Origin of the sequence: Micromonospora sp. CPM1 (assembly GCF_023896895.1) — a bacterium.
In the GTDB taxonomy this organism is placed as follows: domain Bacteria; phylum Actinomycetota; class Actinomycetes; order Mycobacteriales; family Micromonosporaceae; genus Micromonospora; species Micromonospora tulbaghiae.
This window is the reverse complement of record NZ_JAMHIU010000004.1, coordinates 97,626-117,751: the sequence shown is the minus strand read 5'-3', so window position 1 is coordinate 117,751 and position 20,126 is coordinate 97,626. Positions and strand designations below refer to the sequence as shown.

General features: G+C 75.1%; 17 protein-coding genes. 14 read left to right on the top strand and 3 right to left on the bottom strand.

Annotated features, from left to right (window positions below):
* Positions 1-20: 20 nt before the first annotated feature.
* Together M8C11_RS06520 and M8C11_RS06515 are read right to left on the bottom strand one after the other, a co-directional pair.
* Positions 21-1,460: a condensation domain-containing protein gene (locus M8C11_RS06520; RefSeq protein WP_252448786.1), complete on the bottom strand. Its 1,440-nt coding sequence runs from the start codon at positions 1,458-1,460 to the stop codon at positions 21-23.
* Positions 1,461-1,474: 14 nt separating this feature from the next.
* Positions 1,475-2,611: a glycosyltransferase gene (locus tag M8C11_RS06515; protein WP_252448785.1), complete on the bottom strand. Its 1,137-nt coding sequence runs from the start codon at positions 2,609-2,611 to the stop codon at positions 1,475-1,477.
* A gap of 126 nt (positions 2,612-2,737) precedes the next feature.
* Here M8C11_RS06515 and M8C11_RS06510 point away from each other — a divergent pair, with 126 nt between their 5' ends.
* The 13 genes from M8C11_RS06510 to M8C11_RS06450 all read left to right on the top strand — a co-directional run bounded on the left by M8C11_RS06510 (position 2,738) and on the right by M8C11_RS06450 (position 17,722).
* On the top strand, positions 2,738-4,012 hold the full coding sequence (locus tag M8C11_RS06510; RefSeq protein ID WP_252448784.1) for a DegT/DnrJ/EryC1/StrS family aminotransferase: 1,275 nt from the start codon (positions 2,738-2,740) through the stop codon (positions 4,010-4,012).
* Between the two features lie 40 nt (positions 4,013-4,052).
* Entirely contained in the window at positions 4,053-5,273 is a 1,221-nt protein-coding gene (locus M8C11_RS06505) for an inositol-3-phosphate synthase (protein ID WP_252448783.1), read from the top strand.
* Between the two features lie 76 nt (positions 5,274-5,349).
* Positions 5,350-6,594: an acyl carrier protein gene (locus M8C11_RS06500; protein WP_252448782.1), complete on the top strand. Its 1,245-nt coding sequence runs from the start codon at positions 5,350-5,352 to the stop codon at positions 6,592-6,594.
* Positions 6,591-8,090 carry a class I adenylate-forming enzyme family protein gene (locus M8C11_RS06495; protein ID WP_252448781.1) on the top strand — a complete coding sequence of 500 codons (1,500 nt, stop codon included), beginning with the start codon at positions 6,591-6,593 and terminating at the stop codon, positions 8,088-8,090. Before M8C11_RS06500 ends, M8C11_RS06495 begins: the two co-directional genes overlap by 4 nt.
* A complete protein-coding gene (locus tag M8C11_RS06490; RefSeq protein ID WP_252448780.1) occupies positions 8,083-9,330 on the top strand; it encodes an alanine racemase in 1,248 nt (415 codons plus the stop codon). Before M8C11_RS06495 ends, M8C11_RS06490 begins: the two co-directional genes overlap by 8 nt.
* Before the next feature lie 5 nt (positions 9,331-9,335).
* Positions 9,336-9,590: a phosphopantetheine-binding protein gene (locus M8C11_RS06485; protein ID WP_114920141.1), complete on the top strand. Its 255-nt coding sequence runs from the start codon at positions 9,336-9,338 to the stop codon at positions 9,588-9,590.
* Positions 9,587-10,747: an acyl-CoA dehydrogenase family protein gene (locus M8C11_RS06480; protein ID WP_252448779.1), complete on the top strand. Its 1,161-nt coding sequence runs from the start codon at positions 9,587-9,589 to the stop codon at positions 10,745-10,747. Before M8C11_RS06485 ends, M8C11_RS06480 begins: the two co-directional genes overlap by 4 nt.
* Before the next feature lie 79 nt (positions 10,748-10,826).
* The gene (locus M8C11_RS06475) at positions 10,827-11,867 is read left to right on the top strand and encodes an acyl-CoA dehydrogenase family protein (protein WP_252448778.1); all 1,041 of its coding nucleotides are present in this window, start codon (positions 10,827-10,829) and stop codon (positions 11,865-11,867) included.
* Between the two features lie 67 nt (positions 11,868-11,934).
* Positions 11,935-13,425 carry an amino acid adenylation domain-containing protein gene (locus M8C11_RS06470; protein ID WP_252448777.1) on the top strand — a complete coding sequence of 497 codons (1,491 nt, stop codon included), beginning with the start codon at positions 11,935-11,937 and terminating at the stop codon, positions 13,423-13,425.
* The gene (locus M8C11_RS06465; RefSeq protein WP_120570346.1) at positions 13,425-13,958 is read left to right on the top strand and encodes a flavin reductase family protein; all 534 of its coding nucleotides are present in this window, start codon (positions 13,425-13,427) and stop codon (positions 13,956-13,958) included. Before M8C11_RS06470 ends, M8C11_RS06465 begins: the two co-directional genes overlap by 1 nt.
* The gene (locus tag M8C11_RS06460) at positions 13,955-14,827 is read left to right on the top strand and encodes an inositol monophosphatase family protein (protein ID WP_252448776.1); all 873 of its coding nucleotides are present in this window, start codon (positions 13,955-13,957) and stop codon (positions 14,825-14,827) included. The genes M8C11_RS06465 and M8C11_RS06460 overlap by 4 nt, the downstream gene beginning before the upstream one ends.
* Positions 14,811-15,767, top strand: coding sequence for a Gfo/Idh/MocA family oxidoreductase (locus M8C11_RS06455; RefSeq protein ID WP_252448775.1), 957 nt, complete (start codon positions 14,811-14,813; stop codon positions 15,765-15,767). The genes M8C11_RS06460 and M8C11_RS06455 overlap by 17 nt, the downstream gene beginning before the upstream one ends.
* Before the next feature lie 101 nt (positions 15,768-15,868).
* The gene (locus tag M8C11_RS06450) at positions 15,869-17,722 is read left to right on the top strand and encodes an AfsR/SARP family transcriptional regulator (protein ID WP_252448774.1); all 1,854 of its coding nucleotides are present in this window, start codon (positions 15,869-15,871) and stop codon (positions 17,720-17,722) included.
* 55 nt (positions 17,723-17,777) lie between these two features.
* Here the strand turns inward: M8C11_RS06450 and M8C11_RS06445 are convergent, their stop codons facing one another.
* Positions 17,778-18,815, bottom strand: coding sequence for a hypothetical protein (locus M8C11_RS06445; protein WP_047891062.1), 1,038 nt, complete (start codon positions 18,813-18,815; stop codon positions 17,778-17,780).
* Between the two features lie 399 nt (positions 18,816-19,214).
* Here M8C11_RS06445 and M8C11_RS06440 point away from each other — a divergent pair, with 399 nt between their 5' ends.
* A complete protein-coding gene (locus M8C11_RS06440) occupies positions 19,215-20,105 on the top strand; it encodes an SGNH/GDSL hydrolase family protein (RefSeq protein WP_252448773.1) in 891 nt (296 codons plus the stop codon).
* Positions 20,106-20,126 lie beyond the last annotated feature (21 nt).

Here is a 20,126-nt window from a genome sequence, read left to right as displayed (position 1 = left end):
CGATCGGTCCGTCGGATCTCCTACCCGATCGCGTGGTCGAGGAAGCACGCACCGTCAGGAAGGCGTACCCGTTCCGGGGTCGTGTCCGGGTCGGTGACGAGCGCCGAGACCACCGCGACGTAGTCGTCGATCAGCCCGCGTACCAGGTCGTCGCCGAAGACGCCGCGGTTGCGGATCACCACGCCGCCGGCCCGGTCGTCGTCCACCACGACGATCGGTGAACCCCGCTTGACCCAGACGGGCAGGCACTCGGGCGGCACGTCGGCGGCGACCACCGGCGACGGGGTGCCGGGTGCGGCCCGGGCGGTGATGTCGACCGGCTCTACCCGCAGGCCCGGGCAGTGCAGCACCGGCGACGCCGACGCGGCGGACTGGAACCAGGCGTCGAACAGGTGGTTGTCCGGCCAGGGGCGGATCGCCGCGAAGTCGGGGCGGACCGCCCGGGCCACCCGGTGGAACGAGGTGGCGTGCGCGACGGCCCCGGCCAGCGAGGCGTGCGCGGCGTCGACCACAGCGCTCATCGGCGCGTCCGGCGCGACGTCGACCGGCAGGTAGACGTTGTTGGTGAACTGACCGACGAGCTGCCGGGACAGCGGGCTCTCCCGGCCCAGCGTGGTGGTGCCCAGCACCACCCGGGACCGTCCGGCCCGCCGCGACAGCAGCACCAGGTACGCGGCGAGCAGCAGCACGTACGGGCTGGTGCGGGCCCGCCGGGCGGCCGGGCGCAGCCGTGCGGTGATCTCGGGCGGGAACGCGAAGCGGGTGGCCACCTCGGCGCTGAGCGCGACGTCCGGCGCCGGCGGCGACGCCGGGAAGAGCTGGTACGGCTCCACCGGCCGCAGCCGGTCCCGCCAGTACGCGGCCCGGGCGGCGGCGTCGACGCCGTTGCCGGCCTGCTCGGTCTCCTGGAGTGCGGCGAGCGCGGTGGGGTCCACGCCCAGCGGCGGCTGCGGATCGGCCGCGCCGAGCCGGGCCGCGTAGGCGTGGCACAGGTCCTCCACCACGACGCGGCACGACCAGCCGTCGGAGACCATGTGGAAGAAGCACAGCGCGAGCACGTGTTCGGTCTCGGAGAGCCGGACCAGGGCGGCCCGCCACAGCGGCGCCCGGCCGGGGTCGAACTCGTCGTTGCGGTGCGCGTACGCGATCCGCTCGACGCGGGCCTGCTGCTCGGCCGGCGGCAGCCCGGACAGGTCGACGTACTCCAGCGGCGACTCGACGTGCCGCAGGATCCGCACCTCGGGCTCCACGCCGATGCGGTCGAACCGCATCCGCAGCGCGTCGTGCCGGTCCACCACGTCCTGCATCGCCTGCCGCAGCACGTCGACCCGCAGCGTGCCCCGCAACCGGCGGAACTCGACCACCACGAGCCGTGAGGCGCCGGGGTGCGCCGGGTCGAGCGCGGTCATGAACTCCCACATCATCTGCTGGCCGGGGGCCAGCGGAAACGTCGTCGGCACTGCCACTCCCCCCGTCAGGCCGCCACCGGCGGCACGGCCACCGGCGGGACCGGTCGACGGTCCACCTCGTCCGGTCGGTGATCGGCCACGTCCAGCTGGTAGTCCGCCTCGTCCGGCGCGCGGAAGCCGGTGAAGAGCAGGTCGGGGCGGCCGAGCCGGAGCGAGGTGACGAACGCGGCGCCGTCGAAGAGCGTCTCGACGGCCGCGCAGGCCATCGACTCGGCCACCGCGCGGGGTCCCCGGTCCCCACCGAGCCGGCCGGGTGTCTTCGCGGCGATCACGGCGGCCGCGACGGCCGGCACCGCGAGCAGGCTGCGTCCGCCGCTGCGCCGGGCGGTCAGCAGCCCGGCCAGGGCCGTCACGGCGAGCGTGCTGGCGGTGTTGAGCACGAACCGGCGCCGGTGCGGGTGGGCGAGGCAGAGCCACTGCTCGGAGCGCCCGTACGTGGTGAACCGGTAGGCGACCGCGCGGAACGTGTCGGCGACGCCGGTGTCGTGCGTGACCACCCCGTCCGGGTCGGCGAGCAGCACGTAGCCGGCGTCGGTGAGGAGCAGCCCGAGGTGCAGGTCCTCCCCGCCCAGCGGCATCGGGGAGTCCTCCGGGAATCCGCCGACCGCCTCGAAGACGGAGCGCTTCACCGCCAGGTTCGCGCTGGCGCCCCAGGACACGCGCTCGTAGTGCAGCGGGCGGGTCAGGTCGCCGAGCAGCAGGTAGGAGCGGCGCATCACGCGGAAGAACGCGCTGTCTCCGGGCTCGACGATCACCGGGCCGGTGACGCCGGCGACCTCCGCGCCGGAGGCGCGCAGCCGGGCCGCGTACCTGGTGATCAGGTCGGCCGGCACCCGGCAGTCGGAGTCGGTGAACAGCAGCAGGTCGTACCGGGCGTGCCGGGCGCCCAGGTTCCGTTTGGCCCCGACGTGCCGGGGCCCGCGCACGTAGCGGGCGCCGTACTCGGCACAGGCGGCTCGGTGCGCGGCGGCCGCGGTGGGCGCCGAGTCGTCGACGACCACCACCTCCACCGGCTCCGGGCAGTTCGGGGCGGCGTCACGCAGGCTGCGGAGCTGGCGGCGCATCTCCGCCACCCGGTCCTTGACCGGGATGACGACGGAGACGCCACGCGCGACGGCGCGGGGTTCGGTCGGTTCACTCACAGGCGATACGGATCGGCTCATGCCCCGAGGTTCGACCACCCGGATACAACGCCGATACACAGCGCCGGCCGTCCCGGCAATCGCACGTGTACCGCTGATGTATCGATGACCATCAAGGTCGAAGGCATGACGACCTCCATTCCTCTCGACCGGCGGCTCGCCGTGGACGGTGGCCGGCCGGTCCGCCCACCCGACCGTCCATGGCCACGCTGGCCGATCCCCGCACCGGACGCCGCCGGCAACCTCTCCGCGGTGCTGACCGGCGGCCGGTGGGCGATCAGCAGCCCGTCCGTCGGCGACACCGGCCTGTTCGAGCGCCGCTTCGCCGCCGACTTCGCCCGCTACGTCGGCACCCGCCACTGCGTACCGGTCGACCACGGGTCGAGCGCCCTGGTGGTGGCCCTGGAGTCACTCGGCCTCGGCTACGGCGAGACGGTGCTCGTACCGGCGCTGACCTGGACCGCCTCCGCGACCGCCGCGCTGCGCGCCGGCCTGGTCCCGGTGCTCGTCGACGTCGACCGGGACACCGGCTGCGTCGGGCCGGACGACCTCGACCTGTCGGTGGACCCGCGCGCGGTGGTCGCCGTGCACTGGGCCTCCAACATGGCCGACGTGCCGGCACTCGACGCCGTCACCCGGCCGCGCGGCATCTCCGTCGTGGAGGACTGCGCGCAGGCCCACGGCGCCACCTGGCAGGGCCGTCAGGCCGGCTCGCTCGGCCGGCTCGGCTGCTTCAGCTTCCAGCACGGCAAGGTGCTCACCTGCGGTGAGGGCGGGGCCGTGGTCACCGACGACGACACGCTCGCGCCGGTGCTGCAGGAACTGCGGGCCGACTCGCGCCGCTACCGGGGCGACCGGACGCCGGCCGGCGAACTGGACCTGGAGGAGAGCGCCGGCGTGCAGGGCGCCAACTTCTGCCTGAACGAGTTCTCCGCGGCCGTGGCCTGCGCGCAACTGACCACCCTGGACGAGCAGCACGGCGTCCGCAACCACAACTACCGGCTGCTCGGCGAGATGCTGGCCGGCGTCGACGGCGTACGGCTGCTGCGACCCGCGGCGGACCAGACCCGCATCTCCATCTACGAGGGCACCGTCGTCTTCGACGAGCTGCCGGCCGGCATGGACAACGCCGCCGTGGCCGCCGCGCTCACCGCCGAGCTGGGCCGGCGCTTCTACTGCACCGACGAGCCGCTGCACCGCAGCCGGCTGCTCCAGCCCTGGACGAAGCCGCTGCTCGCACCGCTGGCCGAACGCTTCGCGGCGATCCACCGGGAGCGCACGTACCCGAACACCGAATGGCTCGCCGCCCACACCGTCCAGACGCACCACAGCACCTTCCTCGGCACCGAACAGGACATGGAGGACATCGCCGCCGCCGTCGCCAAGGTGTTCGCCCGCTGATCCGCGCCGCCACCGGCGCACCCACAGAAGGAGTCTTCCCGTGACCGTCACCCATCGCGAGACCACGCACGCCCCGACCTCGTCCCCCGACACGGACGCGCCCGTCGGCGTGTGGCTCAACGGCGCCCGCGGTTCGGTCGCCACCACCGCGATCACCGGTCTGCTGGCGCTGCGCGCCGGCATGGCCGACTCGACCGGCTGCGTCACCGACACCGGCATGCTGCGCGACGCGCCGCTGGCGAGCTGGACCGACCTGGTCGTCGGCGGGCACGACATCGTCGACACGCCGCTGGAGAAGAAGGCCGAGTCGCTCGTCGACTCCGGCGTCATCCCGGCACCCGTGCTGGCCGCCGTGCGCGGCAGCCTGCCCGAGGTCGAGCAGAACCTGCGCACCGGATACGACGCGCGTACCGAGACCGCACCGCTGGCCGAGGTGGTCGACCGGCTGGCCGGCGACATCGAGGAGTTCCGCAGCCGCAACGGGCTGTCCCGGGTCGTCGTCATCAACGTGTCCTCGACCGAGCCGCCGGCCGACCACCGGCCCGAGCACGACGACCTGGACGCGCTGACCCGCGCCATGGCCGACCCGGACGACAAGGCGCTGCCGGCCAGCTCGGTGGTCGCGTACGCGGCGTTCCAGGCCGGTTGCGGCTTCGTCGACTTCACCCCGTCCACCGGCGCCCGGCTGCCGGCGCTGGAGATGATGGCGCAGCGGGAGCGTGTGCCGTTCGCCGGCTCCGACGGCAAGACCGGGGAGACGCTGCTGCGTACCGCCCTGGCGCCGATGTTCACCTCCCGCGCCCTGCACGTGCTCTCCTGGGCCGGGGTCAACCTGCTCGGCGGCGGCGACGGCGCCACGCTGGAGGATCCGCGCAACGCCCGCAGCAAGCTCAGCTCGAAGTCGGGTGTGCTGCCCGCGCTGCTCGGTGAGGACGTCACGGCCCCGCTGCACATCGACAACGTGCCGGACCTGGGCGACCACAAGACCGCGTGGGACCACGTCTCGTTCGAGGGGTTCCTCGGCGTCCGGATGTCCATGCAGCTGACCTGGAGCGGGGTGGACTCGACGCTGGCCGCGCCGCTGGTGCTCGACCTGGCCCGGCTGACCGCTGCGGCGCACCGCGCCGGGCACGTCGGCCCGATCGAGGAGCTGGGGTTCTTCTTCAAGGACCCGATCGGCACCGACGAGCACGCCCTGGCCGAGCAGGCGCAGGCGCTCTCCACCTGGGCCAACGGTCTGGACGGCCGCGCCGACAGCTGACCTTCGCACCGGCCGCCGGCGCGGCACCCTCCGCGCCGGCGGCCCCGCCCCACGTATCCGCATCGAGGAGTTCCCCATGTCCCACCACGTCCCGAACGCGCCGGACCGGCCGACCACGGATCCGGTGTGGACACCGATCCTGACCGGTCTGCACGCGACCGCGCTGGACTGTCTCCAGACGAGCTTCGCCCTGCTGGCCGACCACGCGAACGGGTCCGGCAGCCACCTCGCCCTCGGCGCCCGGTACGGGTTCCGCACCCGGGACCAGGACGGCCTGGTCACCGTCGAGGCGACCTCGGACGACCGGGCCACCGAGGCGGTCGACCTGCTCGGCCTGCGGGTCGAGGGCCGGTGGATGCAGCTCGACGGCCCGCAGGTGCGCCGGCTGTGCGCCCCGGGCCAGCCGCTCTACGTCACCGCCGACGCGTACGACCTGCCGTGGTGCCCCTACCACGAGCACGAGCACATGCGGCACAGCTTCCTCGTCACGGCCGCCGGACCGGACGAGGTCACAGTGGTCGACGCGTACCACAACGACACCGCCTGGGGGCCCGCACGGCCCGGTGTGTGGCGGCTGCCCGACGCCGCGTTCGACGCGGCGCTGGCCGGGGGCGCGCACACACTGGCGGTGACCGCGCACCCGGCCCCGGCGATCGACGTGCCCGCCATGCTCGCCGGCAACGCCGCCCGGGCCGGCCGGGCCCGCCCGGAGATCGACAGCTACCTGGCCCGCACCGCCGCCGCCCTGGACACGGTGGCCGGGCTGCACCGCTTCGTACTCGACGTCTGGCTGCTGGCCCGCGCCCGCGACCTGCACGAACGCTGGCTCGCGGCGGTCGCGCCGGAGGCCGCCGCCGCGCTGGCCGGGCAGGCCACGCGCTGGCAGCAACTCGCCACGCGCAGCTACGTGGCGCTGCGGCGGGCCCAGGCGGGCCGGCCGGCCGCGCCGGAACTGGCGGACGCGCTCGGCGCGCTGATCGCCGACCACCTGGCCGCGCTGGAGTCGATCGCCGGACCGGCCGCCGAAACCGGCGACGACGCCGCACCGGCCGCGCCGGACCGGGCCGGTGACGACGGCGTACGCGCGGCGGTGCTCGGCGCGCTCGGCGACACCCTGGACCTGGACGGCTCGGCCCTGCGCACCACCGACGTGCTCCGGGAACTACCCGGTTTCGACTCGTTCCGGCTGGTCGACGTCATCGACCGGGTCGAACGCCGGCTCGGCGTCGAGGTTCCGGCCACCGCGCTGTCCGCGGCCGACCTGCGCGACGTCGGCTCCCTGTGCGCCATGTTCGGCGCCGCCACCGGAGGTGCCCGATGAGTACCGAACTCCTGCACGACCTGCTGGACCGCACCGCCGACGCGCGCCCCGACGCGCCCGCCGCCGGGGACGGGACCGTCGAGCGCACGTACCGCCAGGTGCGGGCGGACAGCCTGCGCCTCGCCGGGTGGCTGCGCGGGCAGGGCGTCCGGCGCGGCGACCGGGTGCTGGTGGCGCTGCCCACCGACGCGACCCTGCCGGCGCTGCTGTACGCGGTCGCCCGTACCGGCGGTGTCTTCGTCGTCCTGCGCACGCCGGCCCCCGAGGTCGCCCTCGCCCATGTGCTCGACGACGCCGAGCCGGGCCTGGTCCTCACCGACGACCCGGTCCTGGCCGGCCTGTCCCGCGTCCGCGGGGTCCCGGTGCGCGGTGCGGACGAGGCACGCCGCGCCGCGTCCGCCGCGGCGATCAGCGGCGCGCCCGCCGGTCCGGCCCCGCTCGCGGTCGACCCGGTCTGCCTGATCTACACCTCCGGCAGCACCGGCATGCCCAAGGCGGTGGTCTCCACGCACGCCCAGGTCACGTTCGCGGTGCGGGCGATCCAGTCGGAGCTGCGCTACCGGCCCGACGACGTGGTGCACGTCCTGCTGCCGCCCTCGTTCGACTACGGCCTCTACCAGATCTTCCTCAGCACCGTCGCCGGTGCCCGGCTGCGCCTGGGCGACGCCGGGGACACCGGTGGCCGCCTGCTGGCGACACTTGTCGAGTCCGGTGCCACGGTGCTGCCCTGCGTGCCGTCGCTCGCGATCAACCTGCTGCGGCTGCTCGGCCGGGCCGGCGCGCCGCGCCCGCCGCTGCGCCTGATCACCAACACCGGCGCGGCCATGCCGCCCGAGGTGCTGGCCGGCCTGCGCCGGCTGCTGCCCGGCCTGACCGTCCAGCTCATGTTCGGCCTCACCGAGTGTAAACGCGCGGCGATCATGCCGCCGGACGCCGACCTGCGTCGGCCCGGCGCCTGCGGGCGGGCGCTGCCCGGCACCGAGATCTTCACGGTGGACGCCGAGGGGCGGCGCCAGCCTCCGGGCGTCCGCGGCGAGCTGGTGGTACGCGGCCCGCACGTGATGGCCGGCTACTGGCGGCGGCCCGAGCTGACCGCCCAGCGGTTCCGCCGCGCCCACGGACTGTTCCCGCAGCTGCACACCGGCGACCACGGTCACGTGGACGCCGACGGGTACGTCCACTTCGCCGGCCGCCGCGACGACGTCTACAAGGAGAAGGGCACCCGGGTCAGCGCCACCGAGGTGGAGGCCGCCGCGTACCGGGTCGACGGCGTGGACGCGGCCGGGGTGCTGCCGCCGGCCGACGGCCGCGACGGCGCGACGCTGTTCGTGGTGGCCGAGCTGACCCCCGCCGACGTGCTGCGCCGGCTGCGGGAACAGCTGGAGGAGATGAAGGTGCCGGCGCACTGCGTCGTGCTGCCCGACCTGCCACTGACCGGCAACGGCAAGGTGGACCGGCGGGCGCTGGCCCGGCTGGCGGGTGAGCACGATGGCTGACCTGCCCTTCGACACCCCGGCGTACCGCTACGACCTGGCCCGGGTACGCGCCAACCACGCCAGCCTGGTCGCCGCGCTGCCCGCACCGAGCCGGCTGTTCTACTCGCTCAAGGCCAACCCGCACCCGGCACTGGTGGCGGCGCTGCACACGGCCGGCTGCGACGCGGAGATCTGCTCCGAGGGCGAGCTGGCCGCGGCGCTGCGGGCCGGCGTGCCGGGCGACCGCATGCTCTACACCGGACCGGGCAAGCGCGACGCTGAGGTGGCCGAGGCGGTGCGCGCCGGTGTCCGCTGGTTCTCCGTCGACTCGCCCGAGGGCCTGGACCAGGCCGACCGGATCGCCACCGCGCACGGCGTGGAACTGCGGTGCCTGCTGCGCGTCAACGACCGGGTGCCCAACCCGGGTCAGGGGCTCACCATGACCGGCGTCGCGTCGCAGTTCGGCGCCGACGCCGACTGGATCGAGCGGGATCCCCAGCGGTTCCGCTCCCGCCCGTCGGCCCCGGTACGGGGATTCCACCTCTACACCGGCAGCAACGTCGACTCGGTGGACGCGCTGGTGGCCCAGTTCACCGCCGCGGCGCGTACCGCCCGGCGGCTGCGGGACCTGCTCGACGTCGACCTGACCCTGCTCGACCTCGGCGGCGGCTTCGGCGCGCCGTTCGCCCGGCCCGGCCACAACGCGGACCTGACCGGCCTCGCCGACCGGGTCGCCCCGGCCCTGGACGAGCTCTTCCCCGGCTGGCGCGACGGGGCGCCGACAGTCGCCTTCGAGTCGGGGCGGTTCCTCACCGCCACCGCCGGCACGCTGCTGACGCGCGTGCTGGACGTCAAGCGGTCGCAGGGCACGCCGGTGGTGGTGCTGGAGTCCGGCATCAACCACCTCGGCGGGATGTCCGGCCTGCGCCGGCTGCCGCCGCTCGTACCCGCCCTGCACGCCGCCGACGGCCGCGACGGCCCGCCGCTGGAGGCCGCGATCGTCGCCGGGCCGCTGTGCACGCCGCTGGACACCTGGGCCCGCGCCGCGAACCTGCCGGACGTACGGCCGGGCGACGTGCTGGCCGTGCCGAACGTCGGGGCGTACGGGCTCTCGGCCAGCCTGCTGGCCTTCCTCGGCCACCCCGCGCCGGTCGAGGTCGTCTGCGACGGCGACCGCGTCGTCGAGACGTCCCGGCTGACCCTGACGCGGCACCCGGTCGACGCGCCGGGTGCCACTGCCGAAACCCGAGAAGAAAGGTGACGTCAATGAACGCCGAATTCACCGAGTTGCTCCGCCCGTTCCTCAAGTTCGCCGGCCCGGACGAGATCACCGAGGAGTCCCGCCTGCGCGACCTCGGCCTGGACTCGATGCGCGAGATCGAGCTGCTGTTCGCCATCGAGGACACGTTCGGTGTCGCCGTGCCCGACGACAAGCTCGTCGACTCGACCTTCGCCACCGCCGGTGGACTGTGGAGCGTGGTCGAGGAACTGCGCACCCCGGTCGGCGGTGGTTCCCGATGACCGCGCCCGCCGGGTACGCCCCGGCCGTCGAGACCGTCGCCGACGTGGCGGCGGAGCACGCCCGGGAGGCCGACGAGAACGCCGCCTTCCCGATCGAGGCGCTGGCCGCCATGCGCCGTACCGGGCTGCTGGGGCTGCTGGTCCCCGAAGCCGAGGGCGGCGCCGGCGGTACGCTGCCGGACCTGGTCGACGTCACGCTGGCGCTGGGCCGGGTGGACATGTCGGTGGCGATGGTCTTCGCCATGCACTGCCAGCAGGTCGCCGCGATCACCGCGTACGGCGGCGAGAAGCTGCGCGCCGAGGTGCTGCCGGCGGTGGCCCGGGGCGAGCGGTATCTCGGCTCGGTCACCACCGAGGCCGGCAAGGGCGGTCACCTGATGACCGCCGAGTCGGCGCTGGAGCACGACGGCGAGATGCTGCGCGTCGACCGGCAGGCGCCGATCGTCACCGGCGGCCCGTACGCCGACGCCTTCCTGATCACCACCCGCGCCCCGGGGGCCGACTCGGCCGCCCAGGTGGACCTGGTCTACGCCGACCGGGACCAGGTGGAGATCGAGGTGACCGGCGGGTGGCGCCCGCTGGGCATGCGGGCCACGCACAGCGTGCCGATGCGGCTGCGCGGCGCGGTGCCGCAGTGGCAGGTGGTCGGCGAGCACGGCGGGTTCCGGGAGATCGCCACCACGGTCTTCGCGCCGCTGGCGCACGTCGGCTGGGCGGCGGCCTGGATCGGGGCGGCGGCCGGCGCGTACGGCCGGGTGCTGCGGCACGCCCGCAGCGAGGCGGGACGGCGGCAGTTCGCCCCCTCCTCCGAGCTGGTGCTGCTGCGGCTGGCCGGCATCCGGGCCCGGCTGGACGCGGCGCACGCGCTGCTGCGTCACACCGTCTCGGTGGTCACCGACGCGCCGGACATGTCGGCGGCGCCGGTGCAACTGCTGCTCAACACGCTGAAGATCCGCGCGGCCGAGGAGTCCTTCGCCGCCGCGCACGAACTGGTCGAGCTGGCGGGCCTGCGCCACGGCTACCTGACCGACTCGCCGCTGACGCTGGAGCGCACGTTCCGGGATCTGCGCTCGGCCTCGCTGAACTACGCCAACGACCGGCTGCGCCTGGCCAACGGGGCGCTGTCGCTGCGCGACCCGGGGGTGCGTCTTGCCTGAGCCGACGACGCCGACACCGCCGCCGACGATGCCGCCGCCCGGGGACCAGGCCGCCTCCGTGCGGGCTGCGCTGTCCGGAGTGGACCTAGGCGACCCCGGCGCCGTGTGGCGCGCGCTGGGCGCCGCCGGGATCGTCGAGGCGCTCTACCCGGACGGCGTGCAGCCGGACCCCCGGCGGCTGTCGGTGCTGCTCACCGAACTGGACGCCCGGTGCCCGCTCGGCGTGACGCTGTCGGTCTGCGTCCAGGTCGCCACCGTGCTGCCGCTGCTGGCCGGCGCGACCGGGCCGGCGGAGCGCGCGCGGCGCGGGATGCTGCGCGGCGAGACGGTGGTGGCGCTGGCCGTCACCGACGCCGGCGGGTCGGGCTCGGACCTGCTCGACTCCGCGACCCGGGTGAAGCTGGGCGACGACGGCGCCGTCCTGGACGGCGGCAAGGACTGGATCACCAACGCGACGAGCTGCGACGCGGCGCTCGTGCTGGCCCGGCACCGCGAGGCGCGGCACTTCACCAGCTTCTGCTGGCTGCTGGTGCCGGCCGGTGCGCCGGGCGTGACGATCGGGTCCGCCGGCCGGGCGTTCGCCGGGTCCGGCGTGGGCCACCTGCGCTTCGCCGGCGTGGCGCTGGGCCCGGACGCCGTGCTGGGCCGCCCCGGCCGGGCGCTGGCCGGGTTCGCCCGGCAGGTCGGCGTCGAACGGGTCGCCGGAGCGCTGTGGGCCCGGGCGATGTGCCACCGGATGCTGGCGGGCCTGCGTGACTGGCTGCGGCGGCGACCGGCCGGGGCGGGCACGCTCTGGGACCGCCCGGCGGTCCGCGAGCGGTACGCCCGATGCCTGGTCGCCACGCACCAGCTCGACGCGCTGTGCGCGCCGCTGCTGGACGCGCCGGCCGCCGTCCCGTCCGCGGTCACCGGGATGCTGCTGAAGGTCAGCGCCGCCGAGACCGTGGACCGGGTCGCCGCCGAGGCGGTGCGCCTGCGCGGCGCGGACGCGTTCCGCGACGGCGGTGAGGCACAGCTGCGCACCGAGGCGGCCATGTTCGGCATCGCCGGTGGCGCCACCGGCGCGATGCTCGCCGGCATCGCCGACCACGCCGACGAACTGGCGGGCGCGGTGATCTGAGCGCGGCGTCCCACGCCGGCGGCGCCGCAAGACCGATCGACGACAGCACAGTGAAGGGAGCAACGCCGTGAGTCTCTACTCCTGGTTCGAGCGGACCGTCGAACGCGTGCCCGAGGCGGTCGCGCTGGAGGTCGGCGGGGAGCCGGTGACCTACCGCCGGCTGCGCGACCTCGCCGACGGCCTCGCCGGGCGGATCCACGCCGAGGTGGGCCGGCGCCCCCGCGCGGTCGGCCTGCTGGCCGCCCGCAGCCTGCCCGCGTACGCCGGTTATCTGGCCGCGCTGCGCGCCGGAGCGGTGGTGGTGCCGCTCAACCCGGCCTTCCCGCCGGCCCGCACCGCCCGGGCGTGCCGGGACGCCGGCGTGGACGCGCTGGTGGTCGACGACGCCGGCGCCGCGACGGCGGCGCAGGTCGCGGGCGACGCCGTGACGGTACGCCTCGACGGCGCGCCGGGCGTCCCGCCGCCGGCCGCCCCGGTGGCGCCGGACGACGTGGCGTACGTGCTGTTCACCTCCGGCTCGACCGGGCGGCCCAAAGGCGTGCCGATCCGCCACCGCAACGTGGACGCGTTCCTCACGCACTGCCGGGACCGCTACCCGGTCGGCCCGGGCGACCGCCTGTCGCAGACCTTCGACCTGACCTTCGACCCGTCCGTGTTCGACATGTTCGTCGCCTGGGGCGGCGGCGCCACGCTCGTGGTGCCGCAGCCGGACGAGGTGCTGACGCCGGTGCGGTTCGTCAACGAGCGGCGGATCACGCACTGGTTCTCGGTGCCCTCGGTGGTCTCGCTGGCCCGCCGGATGCGGATGCTCTCCCCCGGCGCCATGCCCGGCCTGCGGCACAGCCTCTTCGCCGGTGAGGCGCTGACGCTGGAGCAGGCGCGGGCGTGGGCGGCGGCGGCGCCGGGCAGCGTGGTGGAGAACCTCTACGGTCCCACCGAGCTGACCGTGACCTGCACCGGTCACCGGCTGCCCGCGGATCCGGCGGCCTGGCCGGCGACCTCGAACGGCACCGTGCCGATCGGCGACGCGCACCCCGGGCTCGACGCGATCCTGCGCGCGGAGGACGGCACGGTCGGCGGTGACGACGGCGAGCTGTGCGTGCACGGGCCGCAGCGGTTCGACGGCTACCTCGACCCGGCCGACGACGAGGGCCGGTTCGTCACGGACGCCGGCCGCCGGTACTACCGCACCGGTGACCGGGTCCGCCGCGAGCACGGCACGCTCGTGCACCACGGGCGCCTGGACGACCAGGTGAAGCTGCGCGGCTACCGGATCGAGCTGGGCGAGATCGAGATGGTCCTGCGTGGCCACCCGGGCGTGCAGGACGCGGTGGTGCTGGCGTTCGGCGCGGGCGACGACGTCTCCCTGCGGGCGGTCTACACCGGCGCCGACGGGATCACCGACGAGCTGACCCGCCGGTGCGCGGACCGCCTGCCCGGCTACATGGTGCCGGCCCGGATCCACCACGTGGCCGCCCTGCCCACGAACGCCAACGGCAAGACCGACCGGCGCCGGACCGCCGACCTGGTCGGCAGCGCGACGAGAGGAGCACGGTGATGACCAGCACAGGGAACGGACAGGACCAGGAACGGGCGTTCCGCTCGGTGGCCGGGCGCTTCGCCACCGGCGTGGCCGTGGCGACAGCCGTCGGACCCGACGGCCCGGTGGGGATGACCGTCAACTCCTTCACCACCGTGTCGCTGTCACCACGGATGCTACTGGTCTGCCTCCGGCGGGACTGCCGGCTGCTCGGTGCGGTGCGGCGTACCGGCCGGTTCGCGGTGACGGTGCTCGGCGACGACCAGCGCGAGGAGGCGGCCTGGTTCGCCAGCCGGGGCCGGCCGGCGGGCGCCGACGGCTTCGCGGGTGTGGCCTACGACCACGAACGGGCGACCGGCTGCCCGCGCCTGACCGACGGGGTGGCGTACTTCGGCTGCGAGGCGGTCTCCGCCGACCCGGCCGGTGACCACGCGGTGCTGATGGGCGAGGTCCGCTCCGCGGGCCTGCTCCGGCCGACGCCGCCGCTGCTGTTCGTGGACGGCGACTACGCGCGGCTCGCCGCGCCGCGGGAAGCGCAGGTGGCGCGATGAGCATCAGTGCCGCTCCCGGCGACCTGCGCCACCTGAGCCTGCGCGCGGCGCGGGCCGGTGCGGACGCGATCCGCGAGGCGCGGGGCCAGGGCCTGCAGACCGAACACAAGGGCGGCGCGGCCCAGGATCCGGTGACCAGCGCCGACCACGCCAGCGAGCGGGCCATCCTCGGCCTGCTCGCCCGCGACCGGCCGCAGGACGCCGTCCTGGCCGAGGAGTCCGGGGCCAGCGACGGCTGTTCCGGCCTGCGCTGGATCGTCGACCCGCTCGACGGCACGCTGAACTTCAGCCACGGCGCGAGCCGCTACGCGGTCAGCATCGCGGTGGCGACCGGCTGCGACGTGGGCGACGGGCAGGTGGTCGCGGCCACCGTCCTGCAACCGGCCACCGGCGCCTGCCTGGTGCTCGACGACGGCGGCGCGCTCGACGGCGACGCCCCGGTCGCGGTCAACCGCGAGGCCGAGCCGGGGCACGCCCTGGTGGCGTTCGCGGTACCGAACGCGCCCGGCCCGCGGCGGCGGGCGTACCAGGCGCTCGTCGGCGTCGCGCCGCGCGTCGCCGACCTGCGCAACACCGGCTCCACCGTCTGCGACCTGGCCGCGGTGGCCCGCGGGGAACTGGACGCGTTCCTCAGCTTCGACCCCGCACCGTGGGACATCGCGGCCGGGGCCGCGCTGGTGGAGGCCGCCGGCGGCGTGAGCCGGCGGTGGCGCCACGACGGGTTCGAGGTGTTCGGCACCGGCGCGCCGGCCGTGGTGGCCGCGCTGGCCGGCTGGCTGGGCGACAGCGGTACGGACGGCCGCGACGGCACCGACGGCACCGACGGCACCGACGAGGAGAGGGGAAGCGACGATGACCGGCAGCGATGAGTTCCGGCTGGCGCTGGTGGGAGCGGGCCGGATGGGCCACCACCACCTGCGGGCCCTGGCCGACCACCCGGCGGTCCGGATCCGGTACGTGGTCGACCCGGTTCCGGCGGCACGGGAGGCGGTCGCCGCGGCCGGGCTGCCGGCGTACCCGAGCGTGGAGGACCTGCTCACGGACGCCGTGCCGGACGGTCTGCTGGTGACCGCGCCCACCGGGCGGCACGGCGCGCTGGTCGCGGCCGCCGCCAAGGCCGGGCTGCCGGTGCTGTGCGAGAAGCCGGCCGGGCTAGACCCGGCCGAGGCGGCCGAGGCGGGACGGGTGGCCGCCGCCGCCGGGATCCCGTTCCAGGTCGCCTACTGGCGCCGGTTCGTCCCGCAGCTGCACCGGCTGCGGGAGCGGATCGCCGGCGGCGAACTCGGCGAGGTCCTGTTCGTGGCCGCGGCGCAGTGGGACGGCGAGCCGCCGGCGGCGGCGTTCCGCACCGGCAGCGGCGGGATCTTCGTGGACATGGGCGTGCACGAGTTCGACCAGATCCGGTGGCTGACCGGGCAGGAGGTCGATCGCGTCGCGGTGCAGCCGGCCGGGCCGGTCACCGACCCGGCGGTACGCGGCCGGGACGTGGACAGCGCCCAGGCGTTGCTCGGCCTGTCCGGCGGCGGCACCGCGCTGGTCTCGCTCGGCCGGCACCACCGGGGCGGCGACATGGCGACGGTGGAGGTCTTCGGCACCCGGGACCACGAGCGGCTGACCTTCCTCGACCCGGCCGACGGGGACGCCGTCATGTACGCGGCCCTGGCCCGGCAGGCGGAGGACTTCGCCGGGCTGGTCCGGGAGGGCCGGTCGGCGGGCGCCGGGGTGGCGGACGCGGTGGCGGTGCTCGACGCGGCGCGGCGGGCGACGGCGCAGCTCACCCGGGGTCACGAAGTACACACCGATCGGTGACTAGTTGCACCATCTGGGAGCGAGGTATTCCCCAGCCGAAGGTGGGAAATCCATCGGTACACCACACTGTGGACGGTACTGCGGAGCGGGGGAATACATCGATGCGGTTCAGTGTTCTCGGCCCGTTGACAGTTCATGTGGACGACCGCCCGGTCACGCTCACCGGCACCAAACCCCGCCTCCTGCTCGCCGTGCTGCTGCTGAGCCCGGGGCGCACGGTCGCCACCTCCCGGCTGGTCGACGGCCTGTGGCCGGACTCGCCGCCCGCGTCGGCGGTACGCAACCTGCGCACGTACGTGCACCGGCTGCGGCAGGCGCTGGACCGCGGCGGCGACTCGGCCGGCCGGCTGGTCCACGACGGCACCGGCTACCACCTGCGGGTCGACGAGGACGAGTTGGACCTGCTGCGGTTCCGGCGTCTCGCCGACGAGGCCCGCCGGGCCGCGCGGGGCGACCGGCCGGAGGCCGCCGCCGACCTGTTCGACCGGGCGGTCGAGCTGTGGGGCGGGCACCCGCTGGAGGATCTGGCGGATCCGGGCACCGACCTGGGCGCGACCGTCACGGCGTTGCGGGAGCAGCACCGCGAGATGACGACCGAGCTGATCGACCTGCGCCTGCGGCTGGGCCAGCCGGCCCGGGTCATCCCGTCGCTGCGCCGGCTGGTGGCCGAGGAGCCGCTGGACGAACGCCGGCAGGCGCAGCTGGTGACCGCGCTGACGCAGGAGGGGCGCGTGGCCGAGGCGCTGGCCGTCTACCAGCAGGCCCGGCGCGGCATCGTCGACGAGCTGGGCGTCGACCCCGGTCCCACGCTCCAGGGCGCCCTCCACACGGCGCTGGACGCGGACGCCGCCGAGGTCCGCCCGCCGGCCGGCCGGCCGGCGGCCGCCGGCGCCGGGCCCGCGTCGCCGCCCGGCCCGCCGCCGAGCCCGCAGGCCCTGCCGATGAAGCCGCCGTCCCTGGTCGGCCGGGACACCACTGCGGGCCAGCTGCGCGCGATCGCCGAGGGGATCGCCGACCCGGCCGACGCCGACGAGCACGCCGGGGTCGTGCTCGTCTCCGGCGCGCCGGGCGTCGGCAAGTCCTCGTTCTCCGTGACCAGCGGGTACGACCTGGCCGACCTCTTCCCCGACGGTCAGCTCTTCGTCAGCTTCGACAGCGGCGACGAGCCGCCGCGCGGCAGCGGGGAGCTGATCCGGGAGCTGCTGGTGGAGCTGGGCGTGCCGCTCGCCGACGTGTCCGAGGACATCCGGGAACGCTCCGCCGCGCTGCGCTGCGCGCTCGCCGGCCGGCGGCTGCTGCTCATCATCGACGACGTCGACTGCGCGCAGCAGGTGCGCCCGCTGCTGCCCGGGGCGGGCCGCAGCCTGGTGCTGATCAACAGCCGGCAGCGCCTGCTGGACCTGGACGTGGGCTGGCGGTTGACGCTCGGCTCGCTCGACCGGGCCGACGCAATGGAGCTGCTGGCCACGATCGCGGGCGAGCGCCGGGTACGCGAGCAGCCGGAGGTGTTCGGCCGGATCGCCGCGGCCTGCGACCAGCTGCCGCTGGCCCTGCGGATCGTCGGCAGCCGGCTCGTCACCCAGCCCGACGTCGCCCTGCCCGGCTTCGCCGCGCATCTGGAGGACGAGGAGAACCGGCTGTCGGAGCTGTCCGTCGGGGACATCTCGGTGCGCGACAGCCTCTCGGTCAGCTACCAGGCGCTGGACGTGGACGCCCGCCGGGCGCTGCACGCGCTGGCCCGCGCCGACTCGTTCATCACCGCGTCCAGCGCGGTGGAGATCCTGCGCCTGCCCCGGCAGCAGGCCAACCGGATGGTGGAGCACCTGATCCAGCACAACCTGCTGGTGCCGGTCGACTCCGGCGCCCCCGGCGAGCGTTTCCACCTGCCGGAGCTGCTGCGGATCTTCGCCCGCGAGTGCGTGGACGCGCACGGCCGGCCGCTGCCAGCGGCCTGAGCCGCCGTCCGCGGTGTGCGGGCCGGGCGGCCCGCACACCGCGATCCGGGTGTGGCTACTTGAGGAAGCGGTCCAGCGCCGCCTCGATGGTGCCGCTGTCCGGGGACGCGTACGACTTCATCGTCACCTTGTTGTAGGAGATGAAGCTCGGGCACCGGGCGGCGGGCGCGGTCACCGTACCGCCGTCGCCGACCTTCTCGCCGGTCTTGGCGGCGTGGAAGGTCAGGGTGTACCGCGAGGAGATGTAGTCGACCGTGACGACCTTGTCCTCGCTGTTCTTGTACTGGCACTTCTTCGGCGTGCCCTCGCTGCCCTCGACCATCTTGAGGCAGCCGATGACGGACACCGTGGCGAAGTCGGCCGACTTCGCGTAGTACGGCTTGGCCGAGCTGATCGTCTTCTGCGACCAGAACGACGGCCGGTCCGGGGAGTTGGAGAAGACGTACGCCTTCGAGCCGGCCGGCGCGGTGTACGGCGCGGCGTTGAGGATCGCTCCCCCGTCGCAGACCGCCGACATCTCGCTGGCGTACCGCGCGGTGATCGAGTCGTTGTTGGTGGGCCCGTCCGGCCCGGTCGACTCCGGCCCGCCCGCACTGGGGGTCGCGGACGGGCTGTTGTCCGGCCCGGGGGTGGCGCTGCCCGAGGCCACCGGCTTCGGGTCCTCCTCGTCGCCGTTGAAGGCGACGTAGGCGAGGCCGCCGCCGCAGCACAGCAGCGTCAGCGTGACCGCGCCGGCGGCGAGGCCGACGATGAGGCCCTTGCTCTTGCCGCCGCTGGGGGGCGGGGTGGGCGCGTACGGCGCCGGCTGCCCGGGGTAGCCCGGCTGGCCGGGGAACGGCGCCGCGGGCTGCGCGCCGTAGGGAGCGCCCGACCCGGGCTGGGCGCCGTACGGCGCTCCCGACGCGGGCTGGGCGCCGTAGGGAGCGCCCGACCCGGGCTGGGCGCCGTACGGGGCACCCGACGCCGGCTGCGAACCGTAGGGCGCACCGGAGGCCGGCTGCGCGCCGTACGGGGCGTTCGGGTCGGGCTGGTTGCCCCACGCTCCGGCGTTCGGGTCCGGATAGCCTCCGTAGGGAGGGTGATTGTCACTCATCTGAGGTTCTTCCACCTGTCGTCCGTGGTTCCGGCGATCAACCACCCCGCAGCGTAATGACGCCTGCAAATTCACGATCGCCGACACTCGATGCGTTCTTCACGAGCCGTGCCGGGGTCACTCCGGTGCGTGCGTGCCCGGATCCGGCATCCGGCCGCCTATCAGGCGCGACGCGCCGGGGACCGTTGTGACGCAACGGATCGACCGTTCGGCACCGGACCTGTACCCGACATCGCCGACGCCGAAAAGTGTGATGTACGCGACACCTCCGGCCGGCTGGACGGGCGGTGGCGGACCACATCCCGGAACGGGATTTAGTGAGGCTTATCGATATTGACGCATGTCACGGGCGCGGACAGAATCCCAGCACCACCACCAGGACCCCTCCGGGAGGGCCCCATGAACCGTCCCCGCCTGCCGCTCCTGCGGACCGCCGGCCGGATGACCGCGCTCGTCGCGGCCGCCGCCGGCGTGCTGCTCGCCGCCGCCGCACCCGCCGTCGCCGCCGCGCCCTCCGGGCGCTACGTCGCGCTCGGCGACTCCTACACCTCCGCCCCGCTCGTCCCCACCCAGGTCGACCTGAACTGCCTGCGCTCCAACCGCAACTACCCGTCCCTGGTCGCGGCGTCCGCCGGTTCGGCGTCGTTCGCCGACGTGAGCTGCTCCGGCGCCACCACCGAGGACATCCTGTACGGCGGCGACGGCGCGCTGGGCATCGCGCTGCCGCCGCAGGTCAACGCCGTCACCTCGACCACCGCGCTGGTGACCGTCCAGATCGGCGGCAACGACATCGGCTTCTCCGGCATCATCGGCGACTGCGCCGAGGCGAGCGTGAGCAGCCCGCTCGGGTCACCCTGCAAGGACCGGTTCACCGCGGGCGGCACCGACCAGTTGCGGGCCCGGATCGCCGCGACCGCGCCGAAGGTGACGGCGGTGCTGCGGGCGGTCCGCCAGGCCGCGCCGAACGCGCGCGTGGTGGTGCTCGGGTACCCGGCGATCCTGCCCGACAGCGGGTACGGCTGCTGGCCCGTGGTGCCGATCGCCTACCAGGACGTGCCGTACCTGCGCGGCGTCCAGAAGGCGCTCAACACGATGCTCGCCGACACCGCGGCGGGGGGCGGCGCGAGCTACGCCGACGTCTACACGCCGTCGATCGGCCGGGACACGTGCAAGAGCAGCGGCACCCGCTGGGTGGAGGGGCTGGTGCCGCAGAACGCCGCCGCACCGTTCCACCCGAACGCCCGGGGTGAGCAGGGCATGGCCACGGCCCTGCTGGCGCACCTGAACTGACCCGGCCGGGTGAGCCGGTCC

Excerpts from the sequence above, each read along its gene's own strand:
- M8C11_RS06510 (WP_252448784.1), top strand. The coding sequence starts at position 2,738 with ATGACGACCTCCATTCCTCTCGACCGGCGGCTCGCCGTGGACGGTGGC.
- M8C11_RS06500 (WP_252448782.1), top strand. The coding sequence starts at position 5,350 with ATGTCCCACCACGTCCCGAACGCGCCGGACCGGCCGACCACGGATCCG.
- M8C11_RS06495 (WP_252448781.1), top strand. The coding sequence starts at position 6,591 with ATGAGTACCGAACTCCTGCACGACCTGCTGGACCGCACCGCCGACGCG.
- M8C11_RS06490 (WP_252448780.1), top strand. The coding sequence starts at position 8,083 with ATGGCTGACCTGCCCTTCGACACCCCGGCGTACCGCTACGACCTGGCC.
- M8C11_RS06485 (WP_114920141.1), top strand. The coding sequence starts at position 9,336 with ATGAACGCCGAATTCACCGAGTTGCTCCGCCCGTTCCTCAAGTTCGCC.
- M8C11_RS06480 (WP_252448779.1), top strand. The coding sequence starts at position 9,587 with ATGACCGCGCCCGCCGGGTACGCCCCGGCCGTCGAGACCGTCGCCGAC.
- M8C11_RS06465 (WP_120570346.1), top strand. The coding sequence starts at position 13,425 with ATGACCAGCACAGGGAACGGACAGGACCAGGAACGGGCGTTCCGCTCG.
- M8C11_RS06460 (WP_252448776.1), top strand. The coding sequence starts at position 13,955 with ATGAGCATCAGTGCCGCTCCCGGCGACCTGCGCCACCTGAGCCTGCGC.
- M8C11_RS06455 (WP_252448775.1), top strand. The coding sequence starts at position 14,811 with ATGACCGGCAGCGATGAGTTCCGGCTGGCGCTGGTGGGAGCGGGCCGG.
- M8C11_RS06450 (WP_252448774.1), top strand. The coding sequence starts at position 15,869 with ATGCGGTTCAGTGTTCTCGGCCCGTTGACAGTTCATGTGGACGACCGC.
- M8C11_RS06445 (WP_047891062.1), bottom strand. The coding sequence starts at position 18,815 with ATGAGTGACAATCACCCTCCCTACGGAGGCTATCCGGACCCGAACGCC.
- M8C11_RS06440 (WP_252448773.1), top strand. The coding sequence starts at position 19,215 with ATGAACCGTCCCCGCCTGCCGCTCCTGCGGACCGCCGGCCGGATGACC.